The organism is Streptomyces sp. NBC_00726 (genome assembly GCF_045161735.1).
In the GTDB taxonomy this organism is placed as follows: Bacteria; Actinomycetota; Actinomycetes; order Streptomycetales; family Streptomycetaceae; genus Streptomyces.
Window position 1 is genome coordinate 3,606,991 of record NZ_CP108983.1, and the last position, 26,820, is coordinate 3,633,810.

Annotated in this window: 27 protein-coding genes and 1 tRNA gene; 16 read left to right on the plus strand and 12 right to left on the minus strand. The window is 71.8% G+C overall.

What is annotated here, in order from left to right; genetic code table 11:
• Positions 1–44: 44 nt before the first annotated feature.
• Entirely contained in the window at positions 45–689 is a 645-nt protein-coding gene (locus OG338_RS16125) for a DUF461 domain-containing protein (protein ID WP_405937983.1), read from the minus strand.
• Positions 690–1,299: 610 nt separating this feature from the next.
• Here OG338_RS16125 and OG338_RS16130 point away from each other — a divergent pair.
• The 6 genes from OG338_RS16130 to OG338_RS16155 all read left to right on the plus strand — a co-directional run bounded on the left by OG338_RS16130 (position 1,300) and on the right by OG338_RS16155 (position 7,738).
• A complete protein-coding gene (locus OG338_RS16130) occupies positions 1,300–1,782 on the plus strand; it encodes a CarD family transcriptional regulator (RefSeq protein ID WP_006380568.1) in 483 nt (160 codons plus the stop codon).
• A gap of 358 nt (positions 1,783–2,140) precedes the next feature.
• A complete protein-coding gene (gene ispD / locus OG338_RS16135) occupies positions 2,141–2,887 on the plus strand; it encodes a 2-C-methyl-D-erythritol 4-phosphate cytidylyltransferase (protein WP_405937984.1) in 747 nt (248 codons plus the stop codon).
• Positions 2,877–3,395: a 2-C-methyl-D-erythritol 2,4-cyclodiphosphate synthase gene (gene ispF / locus OG338_RS16140; protein ID WP_405937985.1), complete on the plus strand. Its 519-nt coding sequence runs from the start codon at positions 2,877–2,879 to the stop codon at positions 3,393–3,395. Before ispD ends, ispF begins: the two co-directional genes overlap by 11 nt.
• Before the next feature lie 98 nt (positions 3,396–3,493).
• Entirely contained in the window at positions 3,494–4,897 is a 1,404-nt protein-coding gene (cysS, locus tag OG338_RS16145; protein ID WP_405937986.1) for a cysteine--tRNA ligase, read from the plus strand.
• Positions 4,898–4,976: 79 nt separating this feature from the next.
• The gene (gene rlmB, locus OG338_RS16150; protein WP_405937987.1) at positions 4,977–5,933 is read left to right on the plus strand and encodes a 23S rRNA (guanosine(2251)-2'-O)-methyltransferase RlmB; all 957 of its coding nucleotides are present in this window, start codon (positions 4,977–4,979) and stop codon (positions 5,931–5,933) included.
• Between the two features lie 191 nt (positions 5,934–6,124).
• Positions 6,125–7,738 (plus strand): DoxX family membrane protein, encoded by a 1,614-nt coding sequence (locus tag OG338_RS16155; RefSeq protein ID WP_405937988.1) that lies wholly within the window; start codon positions 6,125–6,127, stop codon positions 7,736–7,738.
• A gap of 73 nt (positions 7,739–7,811) precedes the next feature.
• Here OG338_RS16155 and OG338_RS16160 read toward each other — a convergent pair whose 3' ends face one another.
• The 3 genes from OG338_RS16160 to OG338_RS16170 form a co-directional block, all read right to left on the minus strand.
• A complete protein-coding gene (locus OG338_RS16160) occupies positions 7,812–8,522 on the minus strand; it encodes an NDP-sugar synthase (protein ID WP_405937989.1) in 711 nt (236 codons plus the stop codon).
• 46 nt (positions 8,523–8,568) lie between these two features.
• Positions 8,569–9,000: a hypothetical protein gene (locus OG338_RS16165; protein ID WP_383305627.1), complete on the minus strand. Its 432-nt coding sequence runs from the start codon at positions 8,998–9,000 to the stop codon at positions 8,569–8,571.
• A gap of 242 nt (positions 9,001–9,242) precedes the next feature.
• Positions 9,243–10,379, minus strand: a complete 1,137-nt coding sequence (locus tag OG338_RS16170; protein WP_405937990.1) for an ABC transporter ATP-binding protein — start codon at positions 10,377–10,379, stop codon at positions 9,243–9,245.
• Between the two features lie 193 nt (positions 10,380–10,572).
• On the opposite strand from OG338_RS16170, the gene OG338_RS16175 reads away from it, so the two are divergent.
• A tRNA-Thr gene (locus OG338_RS16175) sits at positions 10,573–10,649 on the plus strand.
• 32 nt (positions 10,650–10,681) lie between these two features.
• Here OG338_RS16175 and OG338_RS16180 read toward each other — a convergent pair.
• Entirely contained in the window at positions 10,682–11,347 is a 666-nt protein-coding gene (locus OG338_RS16180; RefSeq protein ID WP_405940439.1) for a rhomboid-like protein, read from the minus strand.
• 33 nt (positions 11,348–11,380) lie between these two features.
• Here OG338_RS16180 and OG338_RS16185 point away from each other — a divergent pair, with 33 nt between their 5' ends.
• Entirely contained in the window at positions 11,381–12,334 is a 954-nt protein-coding gene (locus OG338_RS16185) for an aminoglycoside phosphotransferase family protein (protein ID WP_405937991.1), read from the plus strand.
• Between the two features lie 74 nt (positions 12,335–12,408).
• Complete coding sequence (locus OG338_RS16190) at positions 12,409–12,885, plus strand: GNAT family N-acetyltransferase (RefSeq protein WP_405937992.1); 477 nt, start codon at positions 12,409–12,411, stop codon at positions 12,883–12,885.
• 18 nt (positions 12,886–12,903) lie between these two features.
• Here OG338_RS16190 and OG338_RS16195 read toward each other — a convergent pair whose 3' ends face one another.
• A complete protein-coding gene (locus OG338_RS16195; protein ID WP_405937993.1) occupies positions 12,904–13,890 on the minus strand; it encodes a zinc-binding dehydrogenase in 987 nt (328 codons plus the stop codon).
• Between the two features lie 115 nt (positions 13,891–14,005).
• Between OG338_RS16195 and OG338_RS16200 the strand changes: the two genes are divergently transcribed.
• Positions 14,006–14,686, plus strand: coding sequence for a pentapeptide repeat-containing protein (locus OG338_RS16200; RefSeq protein WP_405937994.1), 681 nt, complete (start codon positions 14,006–14,008; stop codon positions 14,684–14,686).
• A 19-nt stretch (positions 14,687–14,705) separates the two neighbouring features.
• Here the strand turns inward: OG338_RS16200 and OG338_RS16205 are convergent, their stop codons facing one another.
• The 3 genes from OG338_RS16205 to OG338_RS16215 are packed head-to-tail and all read right to left on the minus strand — an operon-like array spanning position 14,706 to position 17,148.
• Positions 14,706–15,203, minus strand: coding sequence for a hypothetical protein (locus OG338_RS16205; RefSeq protein WP_405937995.1), 498 nt, complete (start codon positions 15,201–15,203; stop codon positions 14,706–14,708).
• Between the two features lie 53 nt (positions 15,204–15,256).
• Entirely contained in the window at positions 15,257–15,922 is a 666-nt protein-coding gene (locus tag OG338_RS16210) for a response regulator (protein WP_405937996.1), read from the minus strand.
• Positions 15,919–17,148 carry a sensor histidine kinase gene (locus OG338_RS16215; protein ID WP_405937997.1) on the minus strand — a complete coding sequence of 410 codons (1,230 nt, stop codon included), beginning with the start codon at positions 17,146–17,148 and terminating at the stop codon, positions 15,919–15,921. The genes OG338_RS16210 and OG338_RS16215 overlap by 4 nt, the downstream gene beginning before the upstream one ends.
• Positions 17,149–17,379: 231 nt before the next feature.
• On the opposite strand from OG338_RS16215, the gene OG338_RS16220 reads away from it, so the two are divergent.
• From OG338_RS16220 to OG338_RS16235, 4 genes are read left to right on the plus strand one after another with little or no spacing between them, the layout of a single operon-like run.
• On the plus strand, positions 17,380–17,937 hold the full coding sequence (locus OG338_RS16220) for a heme-binding protein (protein WP_405937998.1): 558 nt from the start codon (positions 17,380–17,382) through the stop codon (positions 17,935–17,937).
• A gap of 30 nt (positions 17,938–17,967) precedes the next feature.
• Entirely contained in the window at positions 17,968–18,597 is a 630-nt protein-coding gene (locus tag OG338_RS16225; protein WP_405937999.1) for an ankyrin repeat domain-containing protein, read from the plus strand.
• On the plus strand, positions 18,594–19,742 hold the full coding sequence (locus OG338_RS16230) for a hypothetical protein (RefSeq protein WP_405938000.1): 1,149 nt from the start codon (positions 18,594–18,596) through the stop codon (positions 19,740–19,742). The genes OG338_RS16225 and OG338_RS16230 overlap by 4 nt, the downstream gene beginning before the upstream one ends.
• A gap of 50 nt (positions 19,743–19,792) precedes the next feature.
• Entirely contained in the window at positions 19,793–21,208 is a 1,416-nt protein-coding gene (locus OG338_RS16235; RefSeq protein WP_405938001.1) for a M1 family metallopeptidase, read from the plus strand.
• A 25-nt stretch (positions 21,209–21,233) separates the two neighbouring features.
• On the opposite strand, the gene OG338_RS16240 is transcribed toward OG338_RS16235, so the two are convergent.
• Positions 21,234–22,802, minus strand: coding sequence for a M4 family metallopeptidase (locus tag OG338_RS16240; RefSeq protein WP_405938002.1), 1,569 nt, complete (start codon positions 22,800–22,802; stop codon positions 21,234–21,236).
• 254 nt (positions 22,803–23,056) lie between these two features.
• Positions 23,057–23,632 (minus strand): TerD family protein, encoded by a 576-nt coding sequence (locus OG338_RS16245; RefSeq protein ID WP_330313017.1) that lies wholly within the window; start codon positions 23,630–23,632, stop codon positions 23,057–23,059.
• Between the two features lie 169 nt (positions 23,633–23,801).
• On the opposite strand from OG338_RS16245, the gene arfB reads away from it, so the two are divergent.
• The gene (gene arfB / locus OG338_RS16250) at positions 23,802–24,236 is read left to right on the plus strand and encodes an alternative ribosome rescue aminoacyl-tRNA hydrolase ArfB (protein ID WP_018101588.1); all 435 of its coding nucleotides are present in this window, start codon (positions 23,802–23,804) and stop codon (positions 24,234–24,236) included.
• 29 nt (positions 24,237–24,265) lie between these two features.
• Here arfB and OG338_RS16255 read toward each other — a convergent pair whose 3' ends face one another.
• A complete protein-coding gene (locus OG338_RS16255; RefSeq protein WP_405938003.1) occupies positions 24,266–24,772 on the minus strand; it encodes a flavin reductase family protein in 507 nt (168 codons plus the stop codon).
• Positions 24,773–25,096: 324 nt separating this feature from the next.
• Between OG338_RS16255 and cdgB the strand changes: the two genes are divergently transcribed.
• Positions 25,097–26,731, plus strand: coding sequence for a diguanylate cyclase CdgB (gene cdgB, locus OG338_RS16260; RefSeq protein ID WP_405938004.1), 1,635 nt, complete (start codon positions 25,097–25,099; stop codon positions 26,729–26,731).
• The last annotated feature ends 89 nt before the right edge of the window (positions 26,732–26,820 follow it).

The window sequence follows — 26,820 nt, forward strand, 5'->3', positions numbered from 1 at the left end:
CCCGGTGGGAAGGCGCCTCGGCCATGTGCGGTGCGGGGTGCGGCTCAGCCGGGCTGGCCGGACTCGGAGGACGAGGCCGACGCGTCGCCGGACGGGCTTCCGGACGCGTCCGGCGACGCGGAGTCGGTGGCGGAGCCGGACGGCGAGGCGTCCGGCGTCGTCGCAGGCTCGGGCAGCGCGCTGGGGCCGAAGCCCTTGAAGTAATGCTTCGCCGGGACGACCGAGGCGGCCAGCGAGATGTCGCCGGAGTTGCTGAGCTTGAAGACCAGCGGCTGCACGTTGCCGTTCTCGGTGGCCTCGTCGCCGTTCTCGATGACGGCGGAGGCGTTGCCCTGTCCGCCCAGGATCACCCGGCCGCCGGCCGGCACGACGACCGGACCCGAGCCCTCGGCGGGGTGCAGCTGCACGGTGCCGCTGCCGCCCTTCAGGGTGATGGACTCCAGGGTCTCCGGCTCGGAGCCGTTGTTGAACAGCGTGGCGGTGACGACCGCCGGGCCCTTGGCGTCGCGCTCGGGCTGGGTGATGACGTTGGCGTTCTGGATCTTGATGGCGCCGGACCGGGTGGAGGCGTTGTCCGGCCGGACTTCGAGCGTCTGCGCGTTGTTGCCCGCACCGCATGCGGTGAGCGCGGTGATCGAGAACGCGATGGCAGTGGCGGCGAGGGCGCCGTGTCGAAGGCTGCGGCTCACGGCGGCGGCAACTCCTTGAACGTGCGGACGGTTCGGACGGGTCGGGCGCCTGAGGTAAAGCCGCCCTAAGGGTCTGTCAGCCGTCAGGTTACCGAGCCCTCCTCGCCGCCCCGCAACCGACCCGCCCCTGACGGTCCCGTGATCGCGGGGCCCGGCCGGGTACGGACATTCGCGGTCCCTCCACATAACGCGCTTGATCAAATTCCGGCCACGTGTTCGCCCCGGGCTTCCTGCGCTGTTCACGGACGGTGGCGCATTCATTGCGCATAATCCCCGCGGGGGTCGTACGTTGATCAATTTCATTGGCCATCGGTACTTACGCTCGAACGAGTGATCCATCATCGAACGGACTACGGAAAGTTCAGCAAGCGGAACCCGACAAAACGGGACGTTCGTCCCCTTCGAAGCGGGCCGGAGTGTGTGTAACGTCCGCGTTTCCGTGTCGCCGGACAGCCGCTCCGACCTGCGAATACCGTCTTCCGTAGGCCCTCCGCAGCACGTCCCCGTCTCTCTTGTCAAGCCCCGAGATATGCCCTGACCTGCGAAAACGCCATTCAGGAGTAGCGATTCTCGTGTTACTCTTGATAGCCACGGAAGGGGTACCTGTCACATGACGTTCAAGGTTGGCGACACCGTGGTCTATCCCCATCACGGGGCCGCGCTGATCGAGGCTATCGAAACTCGCCAGATCAAAGGCGTGGACAAGACCTACTTGGTGCTCAAGGTCGCTCAGGGCGACTTGACGGTGCGTGTGCCGGCGGACAATGCGGAGTTCGTGGGTGTGCGCGACGTAGTCGGGCAGGAAGGGCTGGACCGCGTCTTCGAGGTGCTGCGCGCACCGTATGCCGAGGAACCGACGAACTGGTCCCGGCGCTACAAGGCAAATCTTGAGAAGCTCGCGTCCGGCGATGTCATCAAGGTCGCCGAAGTCGTTCGCGACCTGTGGCGTCGCGAGCGTGAACGCGGACTCTCCGCAGGTGAGAAGCGCATGCTCGCCAAGGCCCGCCAGATCCTGGTGAGCGAGCTCGCTCTCGCGGAGAACACCAACGAGGACAAGGCCGAGGCTCTCCTCGACGAGGTCCTCGCATCCTGAACCGGATGGCACCGGTCGTGACGACCGGATCGCACCGGCCGTAGATAATGTGCCGCAGTGCCCGCTGACCAGCTGTATTCACGCTGTGTCGTCGGGCGCTGCGGCATGTCCGGACCGCGTTCCAACGGCGAATTCCGGCCACTTACCGACGATCCCCCGGTACACGTCCTTGGTACGTTGCTCGCGATCCTGCTCAAACCGGCGTGCGAGACCGACCCCGAACGGCCGCGGCGTGTCCCGGCTCGCCCGGGGTCACGGAAAGGGTCCCGGTCGAGTCATGGCGCAGCGCCCGGCTCGCTTGTGGCCATACCCACGTCGGCCGTGGACACAAACATGCCGAAGCCTCGGAGTGCAACCGATGTCTGAAGAACCGCGTCCTTACCGCACGGCCGCCGTGATTCCCGCGGCCGGCCGCGGCGTACGGCTCGGCCCCGGCGCCCCCAAGGCGCTCCGCGCGCTCGGCGGGACGCCCATGCTCGTGCACGCCGTCCGCGCCATGGCGGCCTCCCGGCACGTGTCCCTGGTCGTCGTCGTCGCACCGCCCGAGGGCGTCGCCGAGGTCCGCGCCCTGCTGGACGAGTACGCCCTGCCGGAGCGCACCGACTTCCTCGTCGTGCCCGGCGCCGACACCCGCCAGGAATCCGTGCGGCGCGGACTCGACGCGCTCCCCGACACCATCTCCGCCGTCCTGGTGCACGACGCGGCCCGGCCCCTCGTCCCCGTGGACACCGTCGACACCGTCGTGGAGGCCGTACGCGACGGCGCCCCCGCCGTCGTTCCCGCCCTGCCGCTCGCCGACACCGTCAAGGAGGTCGAGCCCGGGGCCCCCGGCGCGCCCGAGCCGGTGCTCGCCACCCCGGCCCGCGCCCGGCTCAGGGCCGTGCAGACCCCGCAGGGCTTCGACCGGGCCACCCTGCTCCGCGCCCACGAGCAGGTCGCGGTCAGCGGCGAGGGCGCGACCGACGACGCCGGCATGGTCGAACAGCTCGGCGCGCCCGTCGTCGTCGTCCCCGGACACGAAGAGGCGTTCAAGGTCACCCGCCCCCTGGACCTGGTCCTGGCCGAGGCGGTTCTCGCACGCAGGAGGGCCAACGATGGCTTCTGAGACCCCCGGGCCCGCCCAGGCCCCCGCACCCGTCATCCCGCGCGTCGGCATCGGCACCGACATCCACGCCTTCGAGGAGGGCCGCGAGCTGTGGTGCGCCGGTCTGCGCTGGGACGGTGAGGGCCCCGGCCTGGCCGGCCACTCCGACGCGGACGTCGTCGCCCACGCCGCGTGCAACGCGCTCTTCTCCGCCGCCGGCCTCGGCGACCTGGGGCAGCACTTCGGCACCGGGCGCCCCGAGTGGTCCGGCGCCGCCGGGGTCACCCTGCTCACCGAGGCCGCCCGGATCGTCCGCGCGGCCGGGTTCGAGATCGGCAACGTGGCCGTCCAGGTCGTCGGCGTACGCCCGAAGATCGGCAAGCGGCGCGAGGAGGCGCAGCAGGTGCTGTCCGACGCGGTCGGCGCCCCCGTCTCGCTGTCCGCGGCCACCTCCGACGGGCTGGGTTTCACCGGGCGCGGCGAGGGTATCGCCGGCCTCGCGACCGCCCTCGTCTACCGCACCGGCTGACCCGCACGCGCGAACGCCCGTACCCACCCCCGTAACAACTGCGCCCGCAATATCCACAGGGGCGCGGGGCACTGGTGCGGGCCCACTACCCTTGAGGGGTGACTATTCGCCTGTACGACACCAGCGCCCGGCAGATCCGTGACTTCGTCCCGCTCACAGCGGGCTGCGTCTCGATCTACCTCTGTGGCGCGACCGTGCAGGCCGCCCCGCACATCGGGCACATCAGGTCCGGGCTGAACTTCGACATCATGCGCCGCTGGTTCGCCCACCGCGGCTACGACGTGACGTTCGTCCGGAACGTCACGGACATCGACGACAAGATCATCGCCAAGTCCGCCGAGCAGGGCCGCCCCTGGTGGTCCATCGGTTACGAGAACGAGCGGGCGTTCAACGCGGGCTATGACGCGCTCGGCTGCCTGCCGCCCACCTACGAGCCGCGCGCGACCGGGCACATCCCGGAGATGATCGAGATGATGCGGGGCCTCATCGAGCGCGGCCACGCGTACGCCGCCGACGGCAACGTCTACTTCGACGTGCGCTCGTTCCCCGGCTATCTGGAGCTGTCCAACCAGGAGCTGGATGATCTGCGCCAGCCCTCGGGCGACAACGAGACGGGCAAGCGCGACAAGCGTGACTTCGCCATGTGGAAGGCGTCCAAGCCCGGCGAGCCGAGCTGGGAGACCCCCTGGGGGCGCGGCCGCCCCGGCTGGCACCTGGAGTGCTCCGCCATGGCGCACAAGTACCTCGGCACCGCCTTCGACATCCACGGCGGCGGCATCGACCTGATCTTCCCGCACCACGAGAACGAGATCGCCCAGGCCAAGGCGTTCGGCGACGACTTCGCGGGCTACTGGGTGCACAACGGCTGGGTCACCATGTCCGGCGAGAAGATGTCGAAGTCGCTGGGCAACTCCGTGCTCGTCAGCGAGATGGTCAAGACCTGGCGCCCCATCGTCCTGCGCTACTACCTGGGCACCCCGCACTACCGGTCCATGATCGAGTACAGCGAGGAGGCCCTGCGCGAGGCCGAGTCCGCGTTCGCCCGCATCGAGGGTTTCATCCAGCGCGTCACGGAGAAGGCGGGCGAGACCGTCGCCCCGGCCGCCGAGGTGCCGCCCGCCTTCGCCGACGCCATGGACGACGACCTCGGCGTCCCGCAGGCCCTCGCGATCGTGCACACCACGGTCCGCCAGGGCAACTCCGCCCTCGCCGCCGATGACAAGGAGGCCGCCGTCGCGCGCCTCGCCGAGGTCCGCGCCATGCTCGGCGTCCTCGGCCTCGACCCGCTGGACGAGCACTGGGCCGACGAGAGCGACCGCGGCGACGACCTTCACGGGGTGGTGGACACCCTGGTCCGCCTCGTCCTCGACCAGCGGCAGTCCGCGCGCGCCCGCAAGGACTGGGCCGCCGCAGACGCCATCCGCGACCAGCTCAACCAGTCCGGACTCGTCATCGAGGACAGCCCGTCCGGCCCCCGGTGGACGCTCGGCCCGCGCCAGTAGCCACCACATGCCGCCCGGTCCGCCGGGCGGCACACTGCACTTATACGTACGCACGACGAAGCAACGAAACAGGTAGGTCATGGCCGGGAACAGCCAGCGCAGGAACCGCCGCACGTCCAACAAGAAGGGCGCCACGGTCGGCAGCGGTGGCCAGCGACGCCGGGGCCTCGAAGGCAAGGGCCCCACCCCGCCCGCCGAGCAGCGCAAGAAGCACAAGAAGAACCGCATCGCGACCGCCAAGGCCAAGCAGGCCGCCAACCGCCGCCCCGCCCCCCGGCGCGGCGGCGTCAAGGGCACCTCGGAGATGGTCGTCGGCCGCAACCCGGTGTACGAGGCCCTGCGCGACGGCGTCCCCGCCACCACGCTCTACGTCCAGCAGTACATCGACAACGACGAGCGCGTCCGTGAGGCCCTCCAGCTCGCCGGTGAGCGCGGCAACATCAACCTCATGGAGGCGCCGCGCCCCGAGCTGGACCGCATGACGGGCGGGCTCAACCACCAGGGCCTCGTCCTCCAGGTCCCGCCCTACGAGTACGCCGACCCGCAGGACCTCCTCGAAGCCGCGTACGACAACGGCGAGGACCCGCTCATCGTCGCCCTCGACGGCGTCACCGACCCGCGCAACCTCGGCGCGATCGTCCGATCCGTCTCCGCCTTCGGCGGCCACGGCGTCGTCGTCCCCGAGCGCCGCGCGGCCGGCATGACCGCGGGCGCCTGGAAGTCATCGGCCGGCACCGCCGCCCGTACCCCCGTCTCCAAGGTCACCAACCTGACCCGCGCCCTCGAAGCGTTCAAGAAGGACGGCATCGCGGTCGTCGGCCTCGCCGCCGACGGTGAGCACACCGTCGAGGACCTCGAAGCGCTCGGCGGGCCCGTCGTCGTCGTCATCGGCAGCGAGGGCAAGGGTCTCGGCCGCCTCGTCGGCGAGACCTGCGACTACCGGGTCCGCATCAACATGCCGGGCGGTGCCGAATCGCTCAACGCCGGTGTCGCCGCGGGCATCGTCATGTACGAGGTCGCGCGCCGCCGCGCCTGACCGGACCCGGTCCCAGGGACCACGCGGGGGCGTGCGCGCACGTGCACGCGCCCCCGCGCAACCCCCCACCACCTGTTGACGGGTCTCGGACACCTTCGACACGGTCAAGGCAGTGTCCTAATCACACATCACTCGGTTAGATGAGTGTGGACACCAGAACGCCTCGGTTCGACGAACTACCCGCCCTGAGCATGACCAAGGTGGACTGCGACCCTGCGCAGGTCATCGTCAACCACGCCAGCTTCCGGGTGCAGCTCGCCCCCGGCCAGCGCGCACGGCTGCGCGGTGTGACCCCCGCCGGCGCGCCCAGGATTCCCGCCATGAGCGCCCCCGGAGCCGGCCGCGGCCGGCGCGCCCCCGTCGTCTGGAGCGGCAAGTCCGCCCCCGGCGACCCCGGCGCCACCGGACTCCTCCAGGCCGTACGGAACTCCACCGCGGGCCGCCCCGACACCGCGTACGACCCCTACGACCCGTACGCCTCCTACGAGTTCGACCAGGGGCGCGGCGGCACCGGCACCCAGGTCATCCCGCGCCTCGACGAGTCCCCCCTCGAAGAGACCCAGCCCACCCCGGTCATCGGCGCCCCCCGCTCCGGCGGCCCGCTGCTGCCCCCGATGCGGCGGGCGGTCGGCGCCTACGACCCCGTTGACCCCGGCCCGTACGACCCGGACGGCTACGACGCGCGGGGCCCGTACGACGACGAGCCCGCCGTCGGCCTCACCGACGAGGAGGGCGGCGGCCGCCGCCAGGGCGGCACGGACGATGTACGCCACGCGTACTACCCGGGCCGGCGGATGAACCTCGGCGTCGTCCTGCTGCCGATGCGGGTCTTCCTCGGCTTCATCTCCATCTACGCCGGCATGGGCAAGCTCTGCGACCCCGTCTACTTCGACGGCGGCGAGCGCGGCTCGATGGTCAAGTGGCTCAACTCGCTGCACCCGTGGGCGCTGGCCGAGCCGCTGCGCGAGTTCGCTCTGTCGCACCCCGTCGGCGCCGGGCTCTCGATCGCCTTCCTCCAGGTCGTCGTCGGCGTCCTCACCGTCCTCGGGCTCTGGCAGCGCGTCGCCGCCACCGTCGGCGCCCTGCTGTCCGCCGCCCTCCTGGTCACGGTCAGCTGGCGCACCGTCGCCGCGTACGACGCGCCGGACATCATCTACCTCGCCGCCTGGAGCCCGCTGATCATCGCGGGCGCCCCCGTCTACTCCATCGACGGACGGCTCGCCGGGGAAGCCTGGCGCAAGCTCGGCCCCCGCTCCGAGATCTGGGACCTGCGCCGCCGCGTGCTGCGCCGGGGCGCCGTCGTCGCCAGCGTCGTCGTCGGCCTGACCCTGCTCATCGGCTCGGTCCTCGGCGGCGCCGTCCGCTCGACGGAGGTCGTCACCGTTCCCGGCCCGCACGGCGTCCCGACCAACCAGCTGCCCGGCTCGCCCCTCCCCGACAAGTCCCGCAAGGGCAAGGCGTCCAAGAGCCCCACCGGCCACCAGCCCACGCCCTCGCACAGCACGGCACCGCACACCCCGTCCGCCGACGCCTCGACCCCCTCCTCGGAGAGCGTCCGGGAGACGGGCCAGGCGGCGGGCGCGAGCACCGGGCAGCCCAGCCAGACCCAGGGCACCGGCCAGCAGCCCCCGCAGCAGAGCACCCCCCAGCAGCCCCCCGCCACCAGCTCCGGCCCCAGCTCCTCCGGGACCACCGGCACCGGCGGCGGCTCCAGCACCGGCGGCACCGACCCCGACCCCGGCGCCTCTTCGGGCGGCGACGACGGCAGCGGGGGCCGCAACCCGATCGGCGGCCTCCTCGGCTGACGCGCGGACGCCCGTACGGGAACGGGGTGGGCCCGGAGGGAATCCCTCCGGGCCCACCCCGTTCCCGTACGCCCTACCGCCCGTCCAGCTCCTTGGCGGCCTCCGTCAGGTCCTTCGCGGTGTCGATCGCCCGCCAGTACGCCCCGTGCGGCAACGGATAGCCGGCCAGCCGGCGTTCGCGGGCGAGCCGGGGGAACGTGGTCCGCTCGTGGTCGCCGCGGTCCGGCAGCGCTCCCGTGAAGGCGGGGGAGAACACGTATACCCCGGCATTGATCAGATACGGCGACGGCGGCGCCTCGATGAAGTCGGTGATGTGCCCGAACGCGTCCGTCTCGACCGCGCCCCACGGAATCCGGGGCCGTGCCAGCGCGAGTGTCGCCGTGGCGTCGCGCTCCGCGTGGAACGCGGCCATCTCGCGCAGCGAGAACCGCGTCCAGATGTCGCCGTTGGTCGCGTACCACGGCTCGTCCGGCTCGGGCAGCCGGGCCGCCGCGTACTTCAGGCCGCCGCCGCGCCCCAGCGGCTCGGACTCCACCACCGTGGTCACGCGCAGCGGCAGCACCGCGTCGGCCAGCCACTCCTGGAGCACCTCGGCCAGATGCCCGCACGACACCACGGCGTCGGTCACGCCCTCGGCGGCCAGCCAGGAAAGCTGATGGCCGATGATCGGAGTCCCGGTGCCCGGGATCTCGACCATCGGCTTGGGGCGGTCATCGGTATACGGGCGCAGCCGTGACCCCTGGCCACCTGCCAGGATCACGGCCTGCGTCGGAAACGTATGCATGCCAGGCACGATAAGCCGTGCCCGGCAGCGGGGAGCGTCGCGTCGGTCAGCTGAACTGGGCGACACCCGAGGCGAACGAGGTGTCGCAGACGGGGCGCGAGAAGCGGTGCGCGCGCGTCGGGCCGTACTTCTCGACGGCGGCCTTGCCCAGGGTCTTCGCGATGGACATGCAGTGCTTGGCGAGCGACGGGCGTCCTTCGACGGCGCGCTGGAGGTCCGTCAGCGCGACCCCCGGGTCCTTGGCGCGGAGCTCCTGGAGGAGCCGGTCGCGCAGGACGTCCTGCGGGGCGCGCGGCTTGACGGCGGCCTCGGCACCCTTGGCGTCGGAGACGGTACGGGCCGACGCGGCGAGCAGCTGCGAGTCGGAGTTGCTGGCTGCCCACGGCACGGCGGTGACCGCGAGGGTCCCGGACAGGACCATGACGACGGGCAGTACGAAAGCGAGAGTTCGGCCGATACGGCGCACGGTGTGGGTCACGCAGCCGAGCGTAGCGGCCGGTGATGGCGTGGCGACATTACGTCACCCTCGCGGGGGATGGTTCGAGTGTGCTTTTCGAATCGCGTGTTGACGAATGGAAGCGAAATGCCCGTTCTGGCGGGGATTCCGCCTTCGCCCGCTTCAAACGCCTCCGGCGTTTCGAAGGCGTTCGGGCCCCGGGCCGCGACGCGCGGTGGCCCCGCACGGAGATCGTGCGGGGCCACCGTACAGCGTGCGCGAGGTCAGTCGGTGAGGCGCTCACCGGTCGACGTGGCGAAGACGTGCAGCTCGTCCGGGCGGGGCACGACGTGCAGCTTGGTGCCCTTCTCCGGGACGGCGCGGCCGCCGACGCGGACGACCAGGTCCTTGTGCTCGCCACCGACCTCGGCGGCACCGTAGACGAAGCCGTCGGCGCCGAGCTCCTCGACCACGTTGACCGAGACGGCCAGGCCGGCCGGGGCCTCCGAGGAGTCCTTGGTGAGGGACTTCGCGGCGGCGCCGCCGTGCTCCACGATGTCGAAGTGCTCGGGGCGGATGCCGACCGTGACGGTGGTGTCGCCGCGGTTCGCGGCGGCGGTCAGGGCCTCGCGGGAGACCGGGACGACGCTGTTGCCGAACTTCACGCCGCCGTCGGTGATCGGGACCTCGACCAGGTTCATCGCGGGGGAGCCGATGAAGCCGGCCACGAAGAGGTTCGCCGGCTTGTCGTACATGTTGCGCGGCGAGTCGACCTGCTGGAGGAGGCCGTCCTTGAGGACCGCGACGCGGTCGCCCATGGTGAGGGCCTCGACCTGGTCGTGCGTGACGTACACGGTGGTGATGCCCAGACGGCGCTGGAGCGAGGCGATCTGCGTACGGGTGGAGACGCGGAGCTTGGCGTCGAGGTTCGACAGCGGCTCGTCCATGAGGAAGACCTGCGGCTCACGCACGATCGCGCGGCCCATCGCCACACGCTGGCGCTGACCACCGGAGAGCGCCTTCGGCTTGCGGTCCAGGTAGTCGGTGAGGTCCAGCATCTTGGCGGCCTCTTCGACCTTCGCCCGGATGTCGGTCTTGTTCACACCGGCGATCTTGAGCGCGAAGCCCATGTTGTCCGCGACGGTCATGTGCGGGTACAGGGCGTAGTTCTGGAACACCATGGCGATGTCCCGGTCCTTCGGGGGCAGGTGCGTGACGTCGCGGTCACCGATGCGGATCGCACCGCCGTTGACGTCCTCAAGACCCGCGAGCATGCGGAGCGAGGTGGACTTGCCGCAACCGGAGGGACCGACGAGGACGAGGAACTCGCCGTCCGCGATGTCGATCTCAAGCTGGTCGACCGCGGGCTTCGTGGAGCCGGGGTAGACGCGGGACGCCTTGTCGAACGTGACACTGGCCATGCTGATTCTTCTCCTCCACCGGCAGGAACGTGCCGGACGATCCGTTGTAAGGGAGTGGTCTGGTCCATCGGAGTGAACCTGCGACGACGCTACCTGGAGGTTTCGAATCTGTCAGTAGTTACCAGGCTGTGAATTCCGCCTGCGAAATTTCTGCGCGGTGCCGGGGGCCGGGTTGGTTAGACTGCTCCGGCACGCCTCCTTAGCTCAGCTGGCCAGAGCAACGCACTTGTAATGCGTAGGTCGTCGGTTCGAATCCGACAGGGGGCTCCACTGCCAGGCCGGTCTTCCCCGGCCTGGTTTTTTTATGCCTCGCGCCGCGTCAGCGGGTAGCACCCCAGGCCGATCAGGGCCGCTGTCAGGTGGCCGATGTCCGTGAAGGTCGGGTCGGTGATCAGGGGGACCGTGTAGATCACCAGGACCGCGAAGAGGTACACGGGGCGCCAGGGGCGGGGGACGTAATAAGTGAGGACCGCGACCACGCCGGCCAGGGCGTAGCTGACGCCCACGTCGAGGGTGTTGGCGGCGGTGGCCGGGGCGTGGCCGTGGCTGATGGCCCAGGCGAGGATGCCTTCGCTGACGAGGGTGGCGAGGATGTGTGCGGTGGCGGCGACGGTGAGCCAGCGCGGGGTGCCGAGGCGTCGTTCGGCGGGGGCGTGGAAGACGGTGTAGAGGACGGCGTAGGGGAGCCACTGTCCGCCGTCGATCCAGAAGGCGCTGGTGATGAGGACGCGGACGGGGTTACGGGAGAGCTCGTGAATGTTGGTGGAGCGCTGGCGGAGGAACTCCTCCTCGAAGGCCGGTGACATCTGGTGGACGATCACCGTGGTGACGAAGAGGGCGGTCAGCCAGAGGTACGTGCCGGGGGCGCTGCGGATCCAGGAGCCGAGGGCACGCCCCAGGGCGCGGAGCCGCCGCCCGGTGAGGGTGGTGCGGGGCCGGGCGGGCGGGGCTGGGTGGCCGGAGGGCATGCCCGATTGACGCACGCTCCTACGATCGGGGGCGTGATCGACATCCCGGATGCGCTCCTCGCTACTCAGTCCGCATACAACGGGGCGGCGGGCCGGGCGTTCGTGGCCGCGCTGCCGGGGCTGGCGGCGGAGTTCCTGGAGCGGTGGGGGCTGCGCCGGGACGGTGCGGCGATGTACGGGGTGTGCGCGCTGGTCCTGCCGGTGGTGCGGGCGGGGGACGGGCGGCGGGCGGTGCTGAAGTTGCAGCCGGTGGACGCGGAGACGGCGGGGGAGCCGGTCGCGCTGCGGCTGTGGGGTGCGGCGGGGGCCGGGGCGGTGCGGTTGCTGGAGCACGATCCGGAGTCCGGGTCGATGCTCCTGGAGCGGCTGGACGGACACCGTTCACTGGCGGGTGAACCGGACCCGGACCGGGCGGTCCGGGTGATCGCGGGGCTGCTGGCGGAGCTGACGGCGGTGCGTCCGGGGGCGGGTGCGAAGGGGGCCGGGGCTGGATTCGGGGCGGCCGGTGCCGGGTACGGGGCCGGGCTGCGCGGGCTCGGGGAGGCCGCCGCGCGGATGCTGGCCGCCGCGCCCGGTGTCGTGACGGCGCTGGTGGACGAGGAGGAGCGGGCGCTCGTACGGGACTGTGCGGCGGCGGTGCGTGAGGTGGCGGGGGAGCCGGGGGACCGGCTGCTGCACTGGGACCTGCACTTCGGGAACGTGCTGGCGCGGGAGGGCGGCGCCGGGTGGGTGGCCATCGACCCGAAGCCGTTGGTGGGGGACCCGGGGTTCGAACTGCTGCCCGCACTGGTGGACCGTTTCGACGCGGACGCGGTGGGGAAGCGGTTCGACGCGATGACCGGGGTGCTGGGGCTCGACCGGGGGCGGGCGGCGGCCTGGACGCTGGGGCGGGTGCTCCAGAACGCGTGCTGGTCGGCGGAGGGCGGGGCGCGGCGGCTGGCGCCGGAGCAGGCGGAGATCGCGCGGGTGGTGCGGGGGTCCGTCTGACGGACGGGCCGGGCGTATGGGCCGGTGTACGGGCCGGGCGCGGCTTCCGGCGGGGCGGTGTTTACGCTGCACGCATGATTCGTACCGCTACCCCCGCCGATGTCCCCGTACTCCACGCCATGGTGTGTGAGCTGGCCGATTACGAGAAGGCGCTGCACGAGGTCCGTGCGACGGAGGAGCAGTTGCGGGAGGCGCTGTTCGGCGAGCGGCCGGCCGCCTTCGCGCACATCGCGGAGTCGGACGAGGACGGCGAGGTCGTCGGCTTCGCGCTCTGGTTCCTGAACTTCTCGACGTGGCGTGGGGTGCACGGCATCTACCTGGAGGACCTGTACGTACGCCCGCAGCGGCGCGGTGGCGGGCATGGGAAGGCGCTGTTGACGGAGCTGGCGCGGATCTGCGTCGAGCGGGGTTACGAGCGCCTGGAGTGGTCGGTGCTGAACTGGAACGCCCCGTCGATCGCGTTCTACGAGTCGCTGGGCGCGCGTCCGCAGGACGAGTGGACGGTGTACCGGCTGACCGACGGGGCGCTGGCGGAGCTGGGCGGGGCGTGAGCCGGGCGGGGTCCGCCGTCAGGGGATGAGGACCACCTTGCCGATGGTGCCCCGGGTCTCCAGGTCGCGGTGGGCGTCGGCGGCGCGGGCGAGCGGGTAGCTCTGGACCGCGGGGCGCAGGCGGCCGGCGGCGGCTTCGGCGAGGGCGCGGGTTTCGAGCGCGCGCGGTCCACCGCCCTTGCGGAACAGGCCGGGGCCGAGGACGTTCTGGGAGGTGATGCCGCGTGCTTCGAGTTCGTCGTCGGTGGGGGAGTAAGCGTGGCCGTTGCCGGACCGGCCGTAGATGACGTGCTGTCCGCCCTTGCCGAGGAGGCCGACGGCGGCGCGGGCGGTGGTGGAGCCGACGGAGTCGTAGACGACGGTGGCGCGCCGGCCGAGGGCGTCCAGGTGGGTGCGGACGTGGTGGGGCCAGTCGGGGCGGGTGTAGTCGACGGCGAGGTCGGCGCCGTTCTCCTGGACGCGGGCGGTCTTGGCGGGTCCGCCCGCGAGGCCGATGACGGTGGCTCCGGCGTTCTTGGCGTACTGGACGATCAGGGTGCCGATGCCTCCGGCGGCGGCGGTGACGAGGACGAGGGAGTCGGGGCCGAGGGGGGTGAAGCCGAGGATGCCGAGGGTGGTGCGGCCGGTGCCGATCATGGCGACGGCTTCCGCGTGGCCGAGTTCTTCGGGTACGAGGTGGAGCCGGTCGGTGTCGCTGACGGCGAGTTCGGCGTAGCCGCCGGGGACGTTGCCGAGGTGGGCGACGACGTCGCGGCCGAGCCAGGTGGTGTCGGTGCCTTCGCCGAGGGCGTCGACGGTGCCGGCGATCTCGCGGCCGGGGATGGTGGGCAGCGGGGCGGGCGGGAAGGGGCCGGGGAGGCCCTGGCGCAGTGTCGTGTCGAGGAGGTGGACACCGGCGGCGCGGACGGCGATGCGGACCTGGCCGGGTGCGGGGACGGGGTCCTCGGTCCGCTCGTGGACGAGGTTCTCGGCGGGGCCGAAGGCGTGGAGGCGTACGGCGTGCATGGCGGGGTCCCCCGGAGTGGTGTGTGGGCTCTGATGGCCCCAGCCTGCGACCTCAAGAGAGGTTGAGGTCAAGCGTCGGCGGGGCGTTGTCAGTGGCGTGCGTCACGATGGGGGCATGGTGCGCGGTGGTGGTCGGAGCGGTGGGGTGAAGGCGGCGCGGCGGCCGGAGGTGCGGTTGCCGCCGCTGGTGGATTTCGAGGAGGGCGGGCTCGAAGCGGACGGGGATTACGACGGGGTGCGGTTCGGGGCGTCCGTGGACCTGGCGGACGCGGTGGGGCGGGGTGCGCGGTTCATGGACTGCGCGCTGGAGGGCTGCGCCCTGGACCGGGCGGAGCTGGTGCGGGCCCGGTTCATCGATTCGGTGCTGACGGGCGTACGGGGGGTGGGCACCGATCTCGCGGAGGCGTCGCTGAGGGACGTCGAGGTGGTGGATGCGCGGCTGGGCGGGACGCAGCTGCACGGCGCGGTGCTGGAGCGGGTGGTGGTGCGGGGCGGGAAGATCGACTACCTGAATCTGCGCGAGGCCCGGCTGACGGACGTGGTCTTCGAGGGCTGTGTGCTGGCGGAGCCGGACTTCGGGGGTGCGTGGCTGACGCGGGTCGAGTTCCGGGACTGCGCGCTGAAGCGGGCGGACTTCAGCGCGGCGCGGATGGAGTCGGTGGACTTCCGGGCGGTCGCGGAGCTGGACATCGCGCGCGGGGTGGAGCGGCTGGCGGGTGCGGTGATCAGCCCGGTGCAGCTGATGGAGCTGGCGCCGGCGTTCGCGGCGCAGATCGGGGTGCGGGTGGAGGCGTGAGGCGCTTGGCCGGGCCCGGTCAGAGGCGGGGGAAGCGGGCCTGGAGATCCCAGACGGCCGGGTTGTCGGCCAGGCCCTCGTGCATGTCGGCCAGGTCGGCGATCAGGTCGTGCAGGAAGTCGCGGGCTTCGCGGCGCAGGAGGGAGTGGCTGAAGGTGAGGGGCGGTTCCTCGGGGTCCATCCAGTCGGCCTCGATGTCGACCCAGCCGAAGCGGCGCTCGAAGAGCATGCGGTCGGCGGACTCGGTGAAGTCGAGCTCGGCCTGCTGGCGGCGGTGCGAGCGGCTGCCGCGCGGGTCCTGGTCGATCCGCTCCACGATGTCGCACAGCGCCCAGGCGAAGTCGAGCACCGGCACCCATCCCCAGGCTGTGGATACTTCGCGGTCCTCCTTGGTGTCCGCGAGGTAGACGTCCCCGGAGAACAGGTCGTGCCGCAGCGCGTGGACGTCCGCGCGGCGGTAGTCGGTCTGCGGGGGGTCGGGGAAGCGGCGGGAGAGGGAGTAGCCGATGTCGAGCACGGTTCGATGGTGTCATGCCCGGCGTGTCGGGCCCGCCACCGGCGGACGGGGCTTCAGGGCAGCAGGCGCTGTTCCTTGGCGACGGCGACGGCGCCCGCGCGGGTGTCGACGCCGAGCTTGTCGTAGATGCGGCCCAGGTGCGTCTTGACCGTGGCCTCGCTGATGAACAGGGCGCGGGCGATCTCGCGGTTGCCGAGGCCCCGGGAGAGCTGGCCGAGGATGTCGCGTTCGCGGTCGGTGAGCGTGGGGCGCGGTGCGCGCATGCGGGCCATCACGCGGCTGGCGACGGGCGGGGAGAGCGTGGTGCGGCCCTGGGCGGCGGAGCGGATCGCGGCGAACAGCTCCTCGGGCCGTTCGGCCTTGAGCAGATAGCCGGTGGCGCCCGCCTCGATGGCGCGCGTGATGTCGGCGTCGGTGTCGTACGTGGTGAGGACGAGGACGTGGGTGCCGGGGCCGGCCGCGATGCGGCGGGTCGCTTCGACGCCGTCGATACCGGTGCCGAGCTGGAGGTCCATCAGCACGACGTCGGGGGTGAGCCGGGCGGCGAGCGCGACGGCCTCCTCGCCGCTGCCCGCCTCGCCGATGACCTCGATGTCGGGTTCGCTGCCGAGGAGGGCGAGGAGCCCGGCACGTACGACGGCGTGGTCGTCGCAGAGCAGGATGCGGATGCGCTCTGCGGTCGTGTCGGCGGTGGGGTCCGGGGTCTGGTCGGCGGTCATGCGGGGTCCTGGGGGGTGGGGGCGACGGGGACGGTGGCGGTGACGACGGTGCCTTCGCCGGGGGCCGATTCGATGGTGAGGGTGCCGCCGAGCTGGTGGAGGCGGGCGCGCATGGCGGGCAGCCCGTGGCCGCGCACCCCGCCGGGTGCGCCGGCGGTGGGCGTGAAGCCGTGGCCGTTGTCGGCGATGTCGAGGACGGTGCGGTCGTCCAGGTGCGTGAGCGTGAGGGCGGCCTCGGTGGCGCCCGCGTGTTCGGTGACGTTGGCCAGGGCGCCCTGGGCGATCCGCAGTAGGGCGGACTGGGTGCGGTCGGGCAGCACGGTGTGCGGGGCGCCCTCGATGTGGCAGCGCACGGTGAGCCTGCCCTGTGCCTGGGAGGTTTCGCGGGCGGCGAGTGCGTGCAGGGCGGCGTCGAGGCCGCCGCCCTCGGCCAGGTCGGCGGGGGCCAGGTCGTGGACGAAGCGGCGGGCCTCGGCGAGATTGCGTTCGGCGATGCCTTCGGCGGTACGGATGTGGCGTCGGGCGGCGGCCGGGTCGGTGTCCCAGGTGCGGTCGGCGGCCTGGAGGAGCATCTGCTGGCTGGACAGGCCCTGGGCGAGGGTGTCGTGGATCTCCATGGACAGCCGCTGGCGTTCGGCGAGGGTGCCTTCGCGGCGCTCGGTCGCGGCGAGTTCGCGGCGGGTGCGGAGCAGGTCGTCGATGAGCCTGCTCTGCCGTACGGCCTGGCGCTGCATATGGACGAACACGGCGGTGGCGACGGCGGCGACGGCGGGCGGGGCGAGCACGAGGTTGGGGTCGAAGCCGTGCGCGAGGCGGAGTTGCGCGGCGACGACGAACAGGGTGAGCAGCGCGACGAGCGCGTACGCGGCACGGGGCGGCAGGATGCGCAGCCCGGTGTAGAAGAGCGGCACCGCGCACCAGGCGAAGCTGGGCGCGAGGACGACCACCACCATCCACACGACGACGAGCCCGCCGAGCCAGACGAGGCTGCGGGCGGTGGGGCGCGAGCCGAGCACGGGCCCGATGACATAGAGCACGGCCAGGGCGATCGACAGACCGATGATCCAGGGCGTGCGGGCCTCACCGGGGTGCCGGAGCAGGAACCGGGCGAGCGAGGCGCCGAGGAGCAGGAAGAACGCGGCGTGCATGAGGAGGGCGAGGGAGCGGGTGCCGTCCGCGTCCCGCTCCGGCGCGGGCCGGGGCCCGTCCTCGTACCCGTTCCGCACCTCGGTTACCCCTGTTCTCCGGTCCTGGATGGACCCCGCTGACCTGCGTGGACATTTCATCGTCCCGCCGGTCGGCCGTCCGCGCATCAACCGATCGGCCGATGGGTACGTCAGCCGTTCCGGGTGCCGGGTCGAGCCGGTACGACGACCGTCCGGGGGCGGTTGTGGGCCAACGATGGATGACAGGACGCGGGAACCACCCGCTTCCGTCCCCCCGCTGAGGAGCCCCTGATGAAGAAGATGTCGCTGCGTACCCGTGTCCTGACCGGTGCCGTCGCCGCCGCAGCCCTCGGGGCCGGCACCTTCGGCGCGATGTCCGCGAACGCGTCCGCCCCGGCCGCCGCCCCCGCGACCACCGTCAAGGCCGACACCGCGCACCGCAACCTCCAGCAGTCGACGCACCTGACGCTCGACGCCGCGACGAAGGCCGCGAAGGCCGCCCTGGACGCGGCGAAGAAGGAGAACCAGCGCGTCGCGGTCTCGGTGGTCGACCGCAACGGCAACACGATCCTGACCCTGCGCGGCGACGGCTCGGGCCCGCAGGCGTACGAGTCGGCCGAGAAGAAGGCGTACACCGCCGTGTCGTGGAACGCCCCGACCTCCGAGCTGGCCAAGCGCCTCGCCCAGGCCCCGAACCTGAAGGACATCCCCGGCACACTGTTCCTCGCGGGCGGCGCCCCCGTACAGGTCAAGGGCGCCCCGGTGGCGGGCATCGGCGTCGCGGGCGCCCCGAGCGGCGACCTGGACGAGAAGTTCGCCCGGGCCGGCGTCGCCGCCCTCGCCAAGTAGTACGTACGCACACCTCCCCGGGAGACGGACATGAACGCCCTCGATCACCAGCTGCTCGACGCCGCGCGCACCGGCGACACCGACGGGGTGCGGACCGCGATCGAGGGCGGCGCCCGGGTCGACGCACGCGACGAGGAGCTGCGCACCCCGCTGCTCCTGGCCGTCCACGGCGACCACGTCGCGGCGGCCCGGCTGCTCGTCGCGGCGGGCGCGGACCCGGACGCGCAGGACCGGCGCGAGGAGAGCCCCTGGCTGGCCACCGGTGTCACGGGCAGCGTGGAGATGCTGCACGTCCTGCTGCCGGCCGGGCCGGACCTGAAACTGCGGAACCGGTTCGGCGGGATCGCGCTGATCCCGGCGAGCGAGCGCGGTCATGTCGCGTACGTACGGGAGCTGCTGCGGGCCACCGACATCGACGTCGACCACGTCAACCGGCTGGGCTGGACCGCCCTGCTGGAGGCCGTGATCCTCGGCGACGGCGGCCGGGCGCACCAGGAGATCGTGGAGCTGCTGCTCGCGGCGGGCGCGACGCCGGGTCTTGCGGACGGGGACGGGGTGACCGCGCTGGAGCACGCGGAGCGGCGCGGGTTCGCGGGGATCGTGGCGTTGCTGCGGGGCGCGCACGGCGCGGAGGCGCCGGACAGCGGGGGTACGCGATGAGCGCCCGCCGAGCCGGGGACCGCGCCCGACGCCCTCTGCCCGCCCTCCTGGCCGTCGTCGCCGCTGCGGCCGTGCTCGCCGGGTGCGCCGCCCCCGACGCGCCCGCGTCCCCCGGTACCCCGCCGGCCGCGCAGGCCCCCGCGCCCACCGTCACGCCCGCCCCGCGCACCACCCCCGAAGGGACGCTGCTCGTCGCCGACTTCGGGGCCGACACCGTGTCCTTCGTGGACCCGGTACGAGGTGCCTTCGACCGGGTGAAGGTCGGTACCGCCCCTTATGGCATCGCGGTGGGCGCGGACGGACGGGCGTGGGTCAGTACCGCCGAGGGCGTCGCGGTCGTGGACACCGAGAAGCGGACACGGCTGGACCTGATCCCGTACAAGACGCGGACGGGCCCCGTGACGACGGGTGAATACCGTGGCGGCGGGATGGGTATAGCGCTGGCCCCCGATGGCCGGCACGCGTATGTCGGTGTCAACGTGCCCGGTGGGAACGGGGTGCTTGAGGTCATCGACACCGCGACCCGGAAGGTGACCGGCACGGTCCCCGTCGGGCGTCGGCCCTTCGACGTGGACGTGTCGCGCGACGGCTCGGAGGCGTACGCCACCGGGCACGACTCGTTCGACGTGACGTCCGTCCGTACGGACACGCTCCGCGCGCGGCGCATGGAGGTCGCCCCGTACGGCACCGAGGGCGGGCTCGGGTCCTGGCTGAAGCCGCACTACGCGGTGGTCCGGCCGTCCGACGGGAAGCTGCTGCTGCCGTTCGAGGGCGAGCGGCTCGCGGTCCTCGACCCGCGCACCGGGAAGGTGGCCGTCGAGCGGATGACGGCCAACACCCACCAGCACGGCGCGGCGCTCGCCCCGGACGGCACGCTGCTTGTCGTAGGCACCGGCCCGATCGCATCCGACGACGAGGAGGCGTCGCTGACGATCCGTGAACCGGACGGCTCCGAGCGCGTCGTGAAGCTGGACGGCCCGCACGAGGACGTCGCCGTGTCACAGGATGGCCGTACGGCGTACGTCACAGGAGGCTTCACCCGGGACGGTTACTGGAACGGCATCACGGTCGTCGCTCTCGACGGGAAGACCCCGCCGGTCCGTCTGGCGGCGGGCGAACGGCCGCTGGGGATCGCGGTGCTGTGAGCTCGGCGACCACCTCCGGATTACGACATTCCGCACATAGGATCATCCGTGTGGATCATCGAACCCCGGCCCGCCGGAGGGCGGCCCGCGCCGCCCTCCCCCTGCTCGCCCTCGCCCTTCTCGCGCCCGCCTGCACGGGCGGGGTGGAGGGCAGACCGGGCGCGTCCGGGGTGCGCGATCCGTACTTCCCGAAGCTGGGCAACGGGGGCTACGACGTCACGCACTACGGCCTCACGCTCGACGTGGACCCGGACGGGCAGACCCTGCGCGGGACGGCCGAGATCACCGCGCGGGCCACGCAGGATCTCAGCTCGTTCAATCTGGACCTGGCCGGGCTGACCGTGGACTCGGCGACCGTGGAGGGGCGTCCGGCCGCCGTGAACCGGGCGGGCGACGAGCTGACGCTCCGTACGGACGCGAAGGTCGAGGACCGGCTGCGGAAGGGCGAGACGTTCCGTGCCGTCGTGCGCTACTCCGGCTCCCCGAAGACGATCACCGACCCGGACGAGTCCGAGGAGGGCTGGCTGCCGACCGACGACGGGGCGCTGGCCCTCGGCGAGCCGACCGGTTCGATGGCCTGGTTCCCGGGAAACCACCACCCGGGCGACAAGGCCGCGTACGACCTGACGGTCACCGTCCCGAAGGGGCTGACGGCGGTCTCCAACGGAGTGATGGCGGGCCCGCCGGTCACCGAGAAGGGCCGCACGACCTTCCGCTGGCACACCGCCGAGCCGATGGCGAGCTATCTCGCGACCCTGGCCATCGGGAAGTTCGAGACGAAGACGTCCACGATGGCCGGCGGCATCACCGTGTTCACGGCCGTGGACCCGGAGGTGGCGGAGGCGAGCGCGCGGACGGTCGCCCGGGTCCCGGAGGTCGTGGCGTGGGAGTCGGAGCACTTCGGTCCGTATCCGTTCTCCGCGACGGGCGCGATCGTGGAGCGCGAGGACGACGCCGGGTACGCGCTGGAGACGCAGAACCGGCCCGTCTTCCCCGGCCCGCCGGACCTCGAAACACTCGTGCACGAAATGGCACACCAGTGGTTCGGCGATTCGGTCACGCCGGAGAGCTGGCGCGACATGTGGCTGAACGAGGGCCTGGCGACGTACGCGGGATGGCTGTGGAAGGAGGAGAAGGAGGACACCCCGGCCGAGGAGTCGTTCGAGCACGCCTACGAGGACGAGGACAACTGGGCCTTCCCGCCCGCCGATCCGCCGTCGGCCGCGGAGATCTCGGACGAACCGGTGTACGGACGCGGGGCGATGGTCATCCACAAGATCCGCGAGGCGGTGGACGACGACGAGGAGTTCTTCGCGCTGTTGCGGGGGTGGACGAAGAAGTACCGGCACCGCAACGCGTCGACGGCCGACTTCACGGCGTATGTGGAGGAGGAGACGGGCCAGGACCTGTCGGACCTGTGGAAGGCGTGGCTGTACGGCGGGAGCCGGCCCGCCGCGGACGGCTGACCGGCTCCCGCTTCCCGCGTACGGGTTACTTCACGTTGACGCCGCTCCAGGCCGCGTCGACGGCCTTGAGCTCGGCGCTGTCGGCGCCGTAGAGGTCCGTCGCCGCCTTCTCGGTGGCGGTGCGGGCGTCCGCGTAGTCGGTGGTGGAGGTCATGTACTCGGACAGGGCCTTGTACCAGATCTGGACGGCCTTGTCCCGGCCGATGCCGGTGACGGTGGAGCCGTCGGAGGTCGGGGAGTCGTAGTCGACGCCGTTGATGGTCTTCGCGCCGCTGCCCTCGGACAGCAGGTAGAAGAAGTGGTTGGCGACGCCGGAGGAGTAGTGGACGTCGAGGTCGCCGACGCTGCTGTCCCAGTAGTCGGCCGAGCCGCCGTCCTTGCTGGGCTCGTCCATGTAGCGCAGCGGGCTGCCGTCGCCGTTGATGTCGATCTCCTCGCCGATGAGGTAGTCGCCGACGTCGGTCGCGTTGTCGGCGAAGAACTCGACGGAGGTGCCGAGGATGTCGCTCGTGGCCTCGTTGAGCCCGCCGGACTCGCCGGAGTAGTTCAGGTTGGCGGTGGAAGAGGTGAGGCCGTGGCTCATCTCGTGACCGGCGACGTCGAGGGCGGTGAGGGCGCTCTTGTTGTCGGCGCCGTCGCCGTACGTCATGCAGAAGCAGCTGTCGTCCCAGAAGGCGTTGACGTACGCGTTGCCGTAGTGGACCCGGGAGTACGCGGCCTTGCCGTCGCCCGCGATGCCGTCGCGGCCGAAGGCCGACTTGTAGAAGTCCCAGGTCTGCGCGGCGCCGTAGTGGGCGTCCACCGCGGCGGTCTGGCGGTCGTCGCCGGTGCCGTCGCCCCAGGTGTCGTCGTCGTCCGTGACGAGGTCGCCGGTGCCGCTGGAGCCCTGGTTCAGGTCGTACGTCTTGTGGCCGCCGCGGTCGCCGTCGGTCAGCTCGAAGCCGGAGCCGGACGCGGTGGTGGTGAGGTCGACCTTGCCGCTGTACTGGCTGTTGCCGATGCCGGCGGTCTCGATCTCCTCGTAGCTCTGGAGGACCTTGCCGGTGGTGGCGTCGGTGATGACGCGCTTGCGGCTGGGGGTGCCGTCCTTCCGGACGCCGGTCCGCACGGATTCCAGGGCGAGGACGGGGGTGCCGTCACCGGCCCAGATCACCGTGCGGGCGCTCGCCGCGGTCTTGATCTTCGGCGTGGTGGACGGCACGGATATGCGGGCGGTGGTCGCCTTGGTGACGCTCTTGAGCTTGCCGTTCGCGGCGGTGTGGGTGACGAGGTCGCCGCCGAGGACGGGCAGCCCGGCGTAGGTGCGCTCGTAGCGGGTGTGGACGGTGCCGTTGGCGTCCTTGATCACGTCACGCGCGATCAGCTTCTCCTTGGCGCCCAGCTTCAGCGTGGAGGCGGTGGAGGAGGCGTCGGACTGGGCGGACTTGATGGCGGCGGTGCGCACCGAGGCGCTGCCGAAGGCCGGGGTGGTGGAGGCGGAGTCGCCGGGGGTGGCCGGGCGGGCGTTCGCCGCACCGGACTGCATGCCGACGAGGACCATCGCGGCTACGGCGGCCAGGGCTGCGGCGCGACGGGTGGTGATGTGGGGGGTCATACAAACTCCGTTGCTCGTTCCGTGGGGGGTTACGAGCCGGGAGCCTGCCACCGAATCAGCTCTATTGACGGTGTACCAACAAATGCCTCACATTTCCTTGACCAGTTCTTGTCCGACTGAGGAGCTGTCATGTTCGTTATCCGGCGGCCTTTGACCGGCCGGGACCGGGTCTGACGGGATCGGGCGTCCGGACATGCGGGAGCCCCCGGCCGCAGGACGTTCGGCCGGGGGCTCCTCGGAAGGGCTTGCCCGCGTCAGAGGGTGACGCCGAAGTCCTGGGCGATGCCGCGCAGGCCGGAGGCGTAACCCTGGCCCACGGCGCGGAACTTCCAGTCGGCGCCGTTGCGGTACAGCTCGCCGAAGACCATGGCGGTTTCGGTGGCGGCGTCCTCGCTCAGGTCGTAGCGGGCGATCTCGGCGCCGCCGGCCTGGTTGAGGATGCGGATGTACGCGTTGCGCACCTGGCCGAAGTTCTGGCTGCGGGTCTCGGCGTCGTAGATCGAGACCGGGAAGACGATCTTGTCGACGTCGGCCGGCAGGCCCGCCAGGTTGACGTTGATCTGCTCGTCGTCGCCCTCGCCCGCACCCGTGAGGTTGTCACCGGTGTGCACGATGGTCTGGTCCGGGGTCGCCTTGTTGTTGAAGAAGACGAAGTGGCCGTCGGAGTAGACCTTGCCGCCCGTGTTGACCGCGATCGCCGAGGCGTCGAGGTCGAAGTCGGTGCCGGTGGTGGTACGGACGTCCCAGCCGAGGCCGACCGTGACGGCGGTGAGGCCGGGGGCCTCCTTGGTGAGGGAGACGTTGCCGCCCTTGGACAGGCTTACTGCCATGGGAAGTCCCTTTCATCTGTCGGGTGCGGGCTTCGCGGTCACGAAGTTACCGTCACAGGTCATAACGCCGACAGGGGACCACGAGGTTCCGCCCGGCTTTACTTTCTTTGCCGAATGGGGGCCGGGGCACCGCAAAAAGAGGTGACGAACAGCTGGTGGGGCGGGGAACATGGGTGTCATGTCCGGGCCCTATGTCATCCGCGGCTCGGTCTCCCTGCCGGAGGCCGAGCTGATGTGGCGTTTCTCGCGGTCCTCCGGGCCCGGCGGGCAGCACGTCAACACCAGCGACTCGCAGGTCGAGCTGCGCTTCGACCTCGCGGCGACCGAGGCGCTGCCGCAGGTGTGGAAGGAACGCGCGCTGGAAAGGCTGGCGGGCCGGCTGACCGGCGGTGTGATCGCGGTACGCGCGTCGGAGCACCGCTCGCAGTGGCGCAACCGCGAGACGGCCGCCGTGCGCCTCGCGGCCCTCCTGGCGGAGGCGTCCGCCCCGCCGCCCAGGCCGCGCGTGAAGAAGAAGATCCCCCGAGGGATCAACGAACGCCGGCTGCGGGAGAAGAAGCAGCGCAGCGATACGAAGCGGGGTCGCTCGGGGCGCGACTGGTAGGGCCGCCCCCGGGGCTGGTGGGGCCCGGCTCAGCCCAGTTGCCGGTACTTGCCCCGGAAGTACGTCAGCGGCCCGCCGTCCCCACTCGGGACCCGTGCCCCCAGCACGCGGCCGATCACCAGGGTGTGGTCGCCCGCGACCACCCGCTGCTCCGTGCGGCACTCCAGGGTCGCGAGCGCGCCGCCCGCCAGCGGTGCACCGGTGACCTCGCCGCGTACGTACGGGATGTCCTCGAAGAGCAGCCGGTCGCTGATCCGGCCCTTCATCGCGAACCGGCCCGCGATGTGCCGCTGGCTCTCCGCCAGCACGGACACCGCCCACAGCGGCTGCTCCGCGAGCAGGTCGTCCATCCGCGAGTCGTTGCGCAGGCTCACCATCACCAGCGGCGGGTCCAGGGACACGGACATGAAGGCGGTCGCGGTCATGCCGACGTCCTCACCGCGGCCGTCCTCGTCGAGCGGCGGCTCCTGGGCGGTGACCAGCACCACGCCGGCCGCCAGCCGGGACAGGGCGGCACGGAACTCTTCGTTGCTCACCCCCTCAGCATGGGGGACGGGCTCGGCGCGCGGGGTGGGGGGTTTCGTCTGCAACACACCGGGAACGCTAGCCGCGCGTTCCGCACCCCCGCATCGGGCCAGGGGACCAGCCGGGTCCTAGGACCGCCCTCCCCGCCACTCCTCCGACCTGCCGCGACCCCTTCCCGCTCGTTTGTGACTTGAGTCACAGAGTGCAATATTTGCTGACCCTGTGTACCGGGTGCACAGCTCGCTGTGATTCAGTGGCCGTGACACTGCAGTAAGTACGTCACGTACGTCGATATGAATTCTGGAGTGCTGTCGAGGTCTCGGGGAGTGCGAGCGATGGACGCCGAGTCGGAGCCCTACGTCCGTCTCGCGACGATGCGGCAGCTGCACCAGGCCGTCGCCGATCTCAACACGGCGCGGAGCCTGGCCGACACATTGCAGACGGTGGCCGACGGGATCGTCGCCAATCTCGGCTACGAGCTTGCCTGCGTCAACCTCGTCCGTCCCGACGGCGACCTCGTCGTCGCCGCCCTCGCCGGGAACCATGCCGCCGAGGCCCTGATCACCGGCCGGGTCGGCTCCCGCGCGTCCTGGGAGCGCCGGCTGCTCATGGGCGAGGCGTGGGACGGGCTGCGGTTCATACCGCACACCGAGGGCTGGGTCCTCCTGGACGACGACGTGCCGCAGTGGCACACGGAGGGCCCGGAGCCCCGCTTCGAGGACGAGTGGCACCCGCAGGACCGGCTGTACGCCCCGATGTACGCCTCCGGCGGCGGCCCGGACCTGCTGGGCGTCATATCCGTCGACCGGCCGCGCAACGGACGCCGCCCGGGCGCCTGGGGCCGCGAAGCGCTCCATATGTACGCCTCGCAGTCCGCCATCGCGATCAGCAACGCCAGACTCCGGGCCAACATGCAGCGGGCCCTGGTCCGGCTGGAGCGCGAACAGCAGGCGCTCCGGGCCAGCGAGGAATCCTTCCGCCAGGCATTCGAGTACGCCCCCAGCGGCATGGCCATCGCCGAGCTGGGCGGCGACCAGCAGGGGCGGCTGCTGCGGACGAACGACGCGCTGTGCCGGCTGCTCGGCCGCCCCGCGTCGGTGCTGCGCCGCTACTCCTTCGCCGACCTGGTCCACCCCGAGGACATCGGCACCCTGCTCCGCACCTCCGCCGAGGGCGGCCGGGCCGAGCTGCGCCTGGGCCGGCGGGACGGCTCCTATCTGTGGGTGTCGCTGCGCAACTCCGTCGTCGCGGACACCGCGGACGGGCCGCGCTTCCTGCTGACGCATGTGGAGGACATCGAGGAGCGCAAGCGCCATGAGCTGAACCTCGCGCACCGCGCCTCGCACGACGCGCTCACCGGGCTGCCCAACAGCGCGGAGCTGCGGACCCGGCTCGGTGCCCGGCTGTGCGCCCGCCCGGACGCGGCGGCGACGACCGACGTCGAGGCGGTGGACGCGGCGTACGGGGACGTGGACGAGACGCGGGGGCACTACCCGGCCGGCGGTCCGGGTACGCATCCCTTCGACCACCATGTGCACGCCGTGGCGCCGGACACATCGCGGGACGACGGGGCGAAGGGGCTCGCGGTCCTCTTCTGCGACCTGGACGGCTTCAAGTCGATCAACGACCGGTTCGGGCACCACACGGGTGACGCGGTGCTCATCGAGGTGGCCCGGCGGCTGACCACCTGTGTCCGGGACGGGGACACCGTCGCCCGGCTCGGGGGTGACGAATTCGTCGTCCTCGCGGACGGGCTGGGCGCGGCGGACGCGGCTGACCTGGCCGTTCGCCTGCGCAATGCGATCATTCCGCCCATTCGGGTCGACGGGCGCGCGGTGCGCGTGGGGGCGAGTTTCGGCATCGGCTGGGCGGCCTGCGGGATGACCGCGGAAGAGGTGCTGCGCTCCGCCGACCAGCGGATGTACGTGGAGAAGCGGTCGCGTTCGAAGGTTCACCGAAGAGCCGGCTGACGTTCTTCCGCGCGCCCCCGCCCGGGTTCCCGCCGAGCTCCTTGTCAATTCTTGACATCGTCCATTCGGGGTAGGCTCGGCCGGTCGGC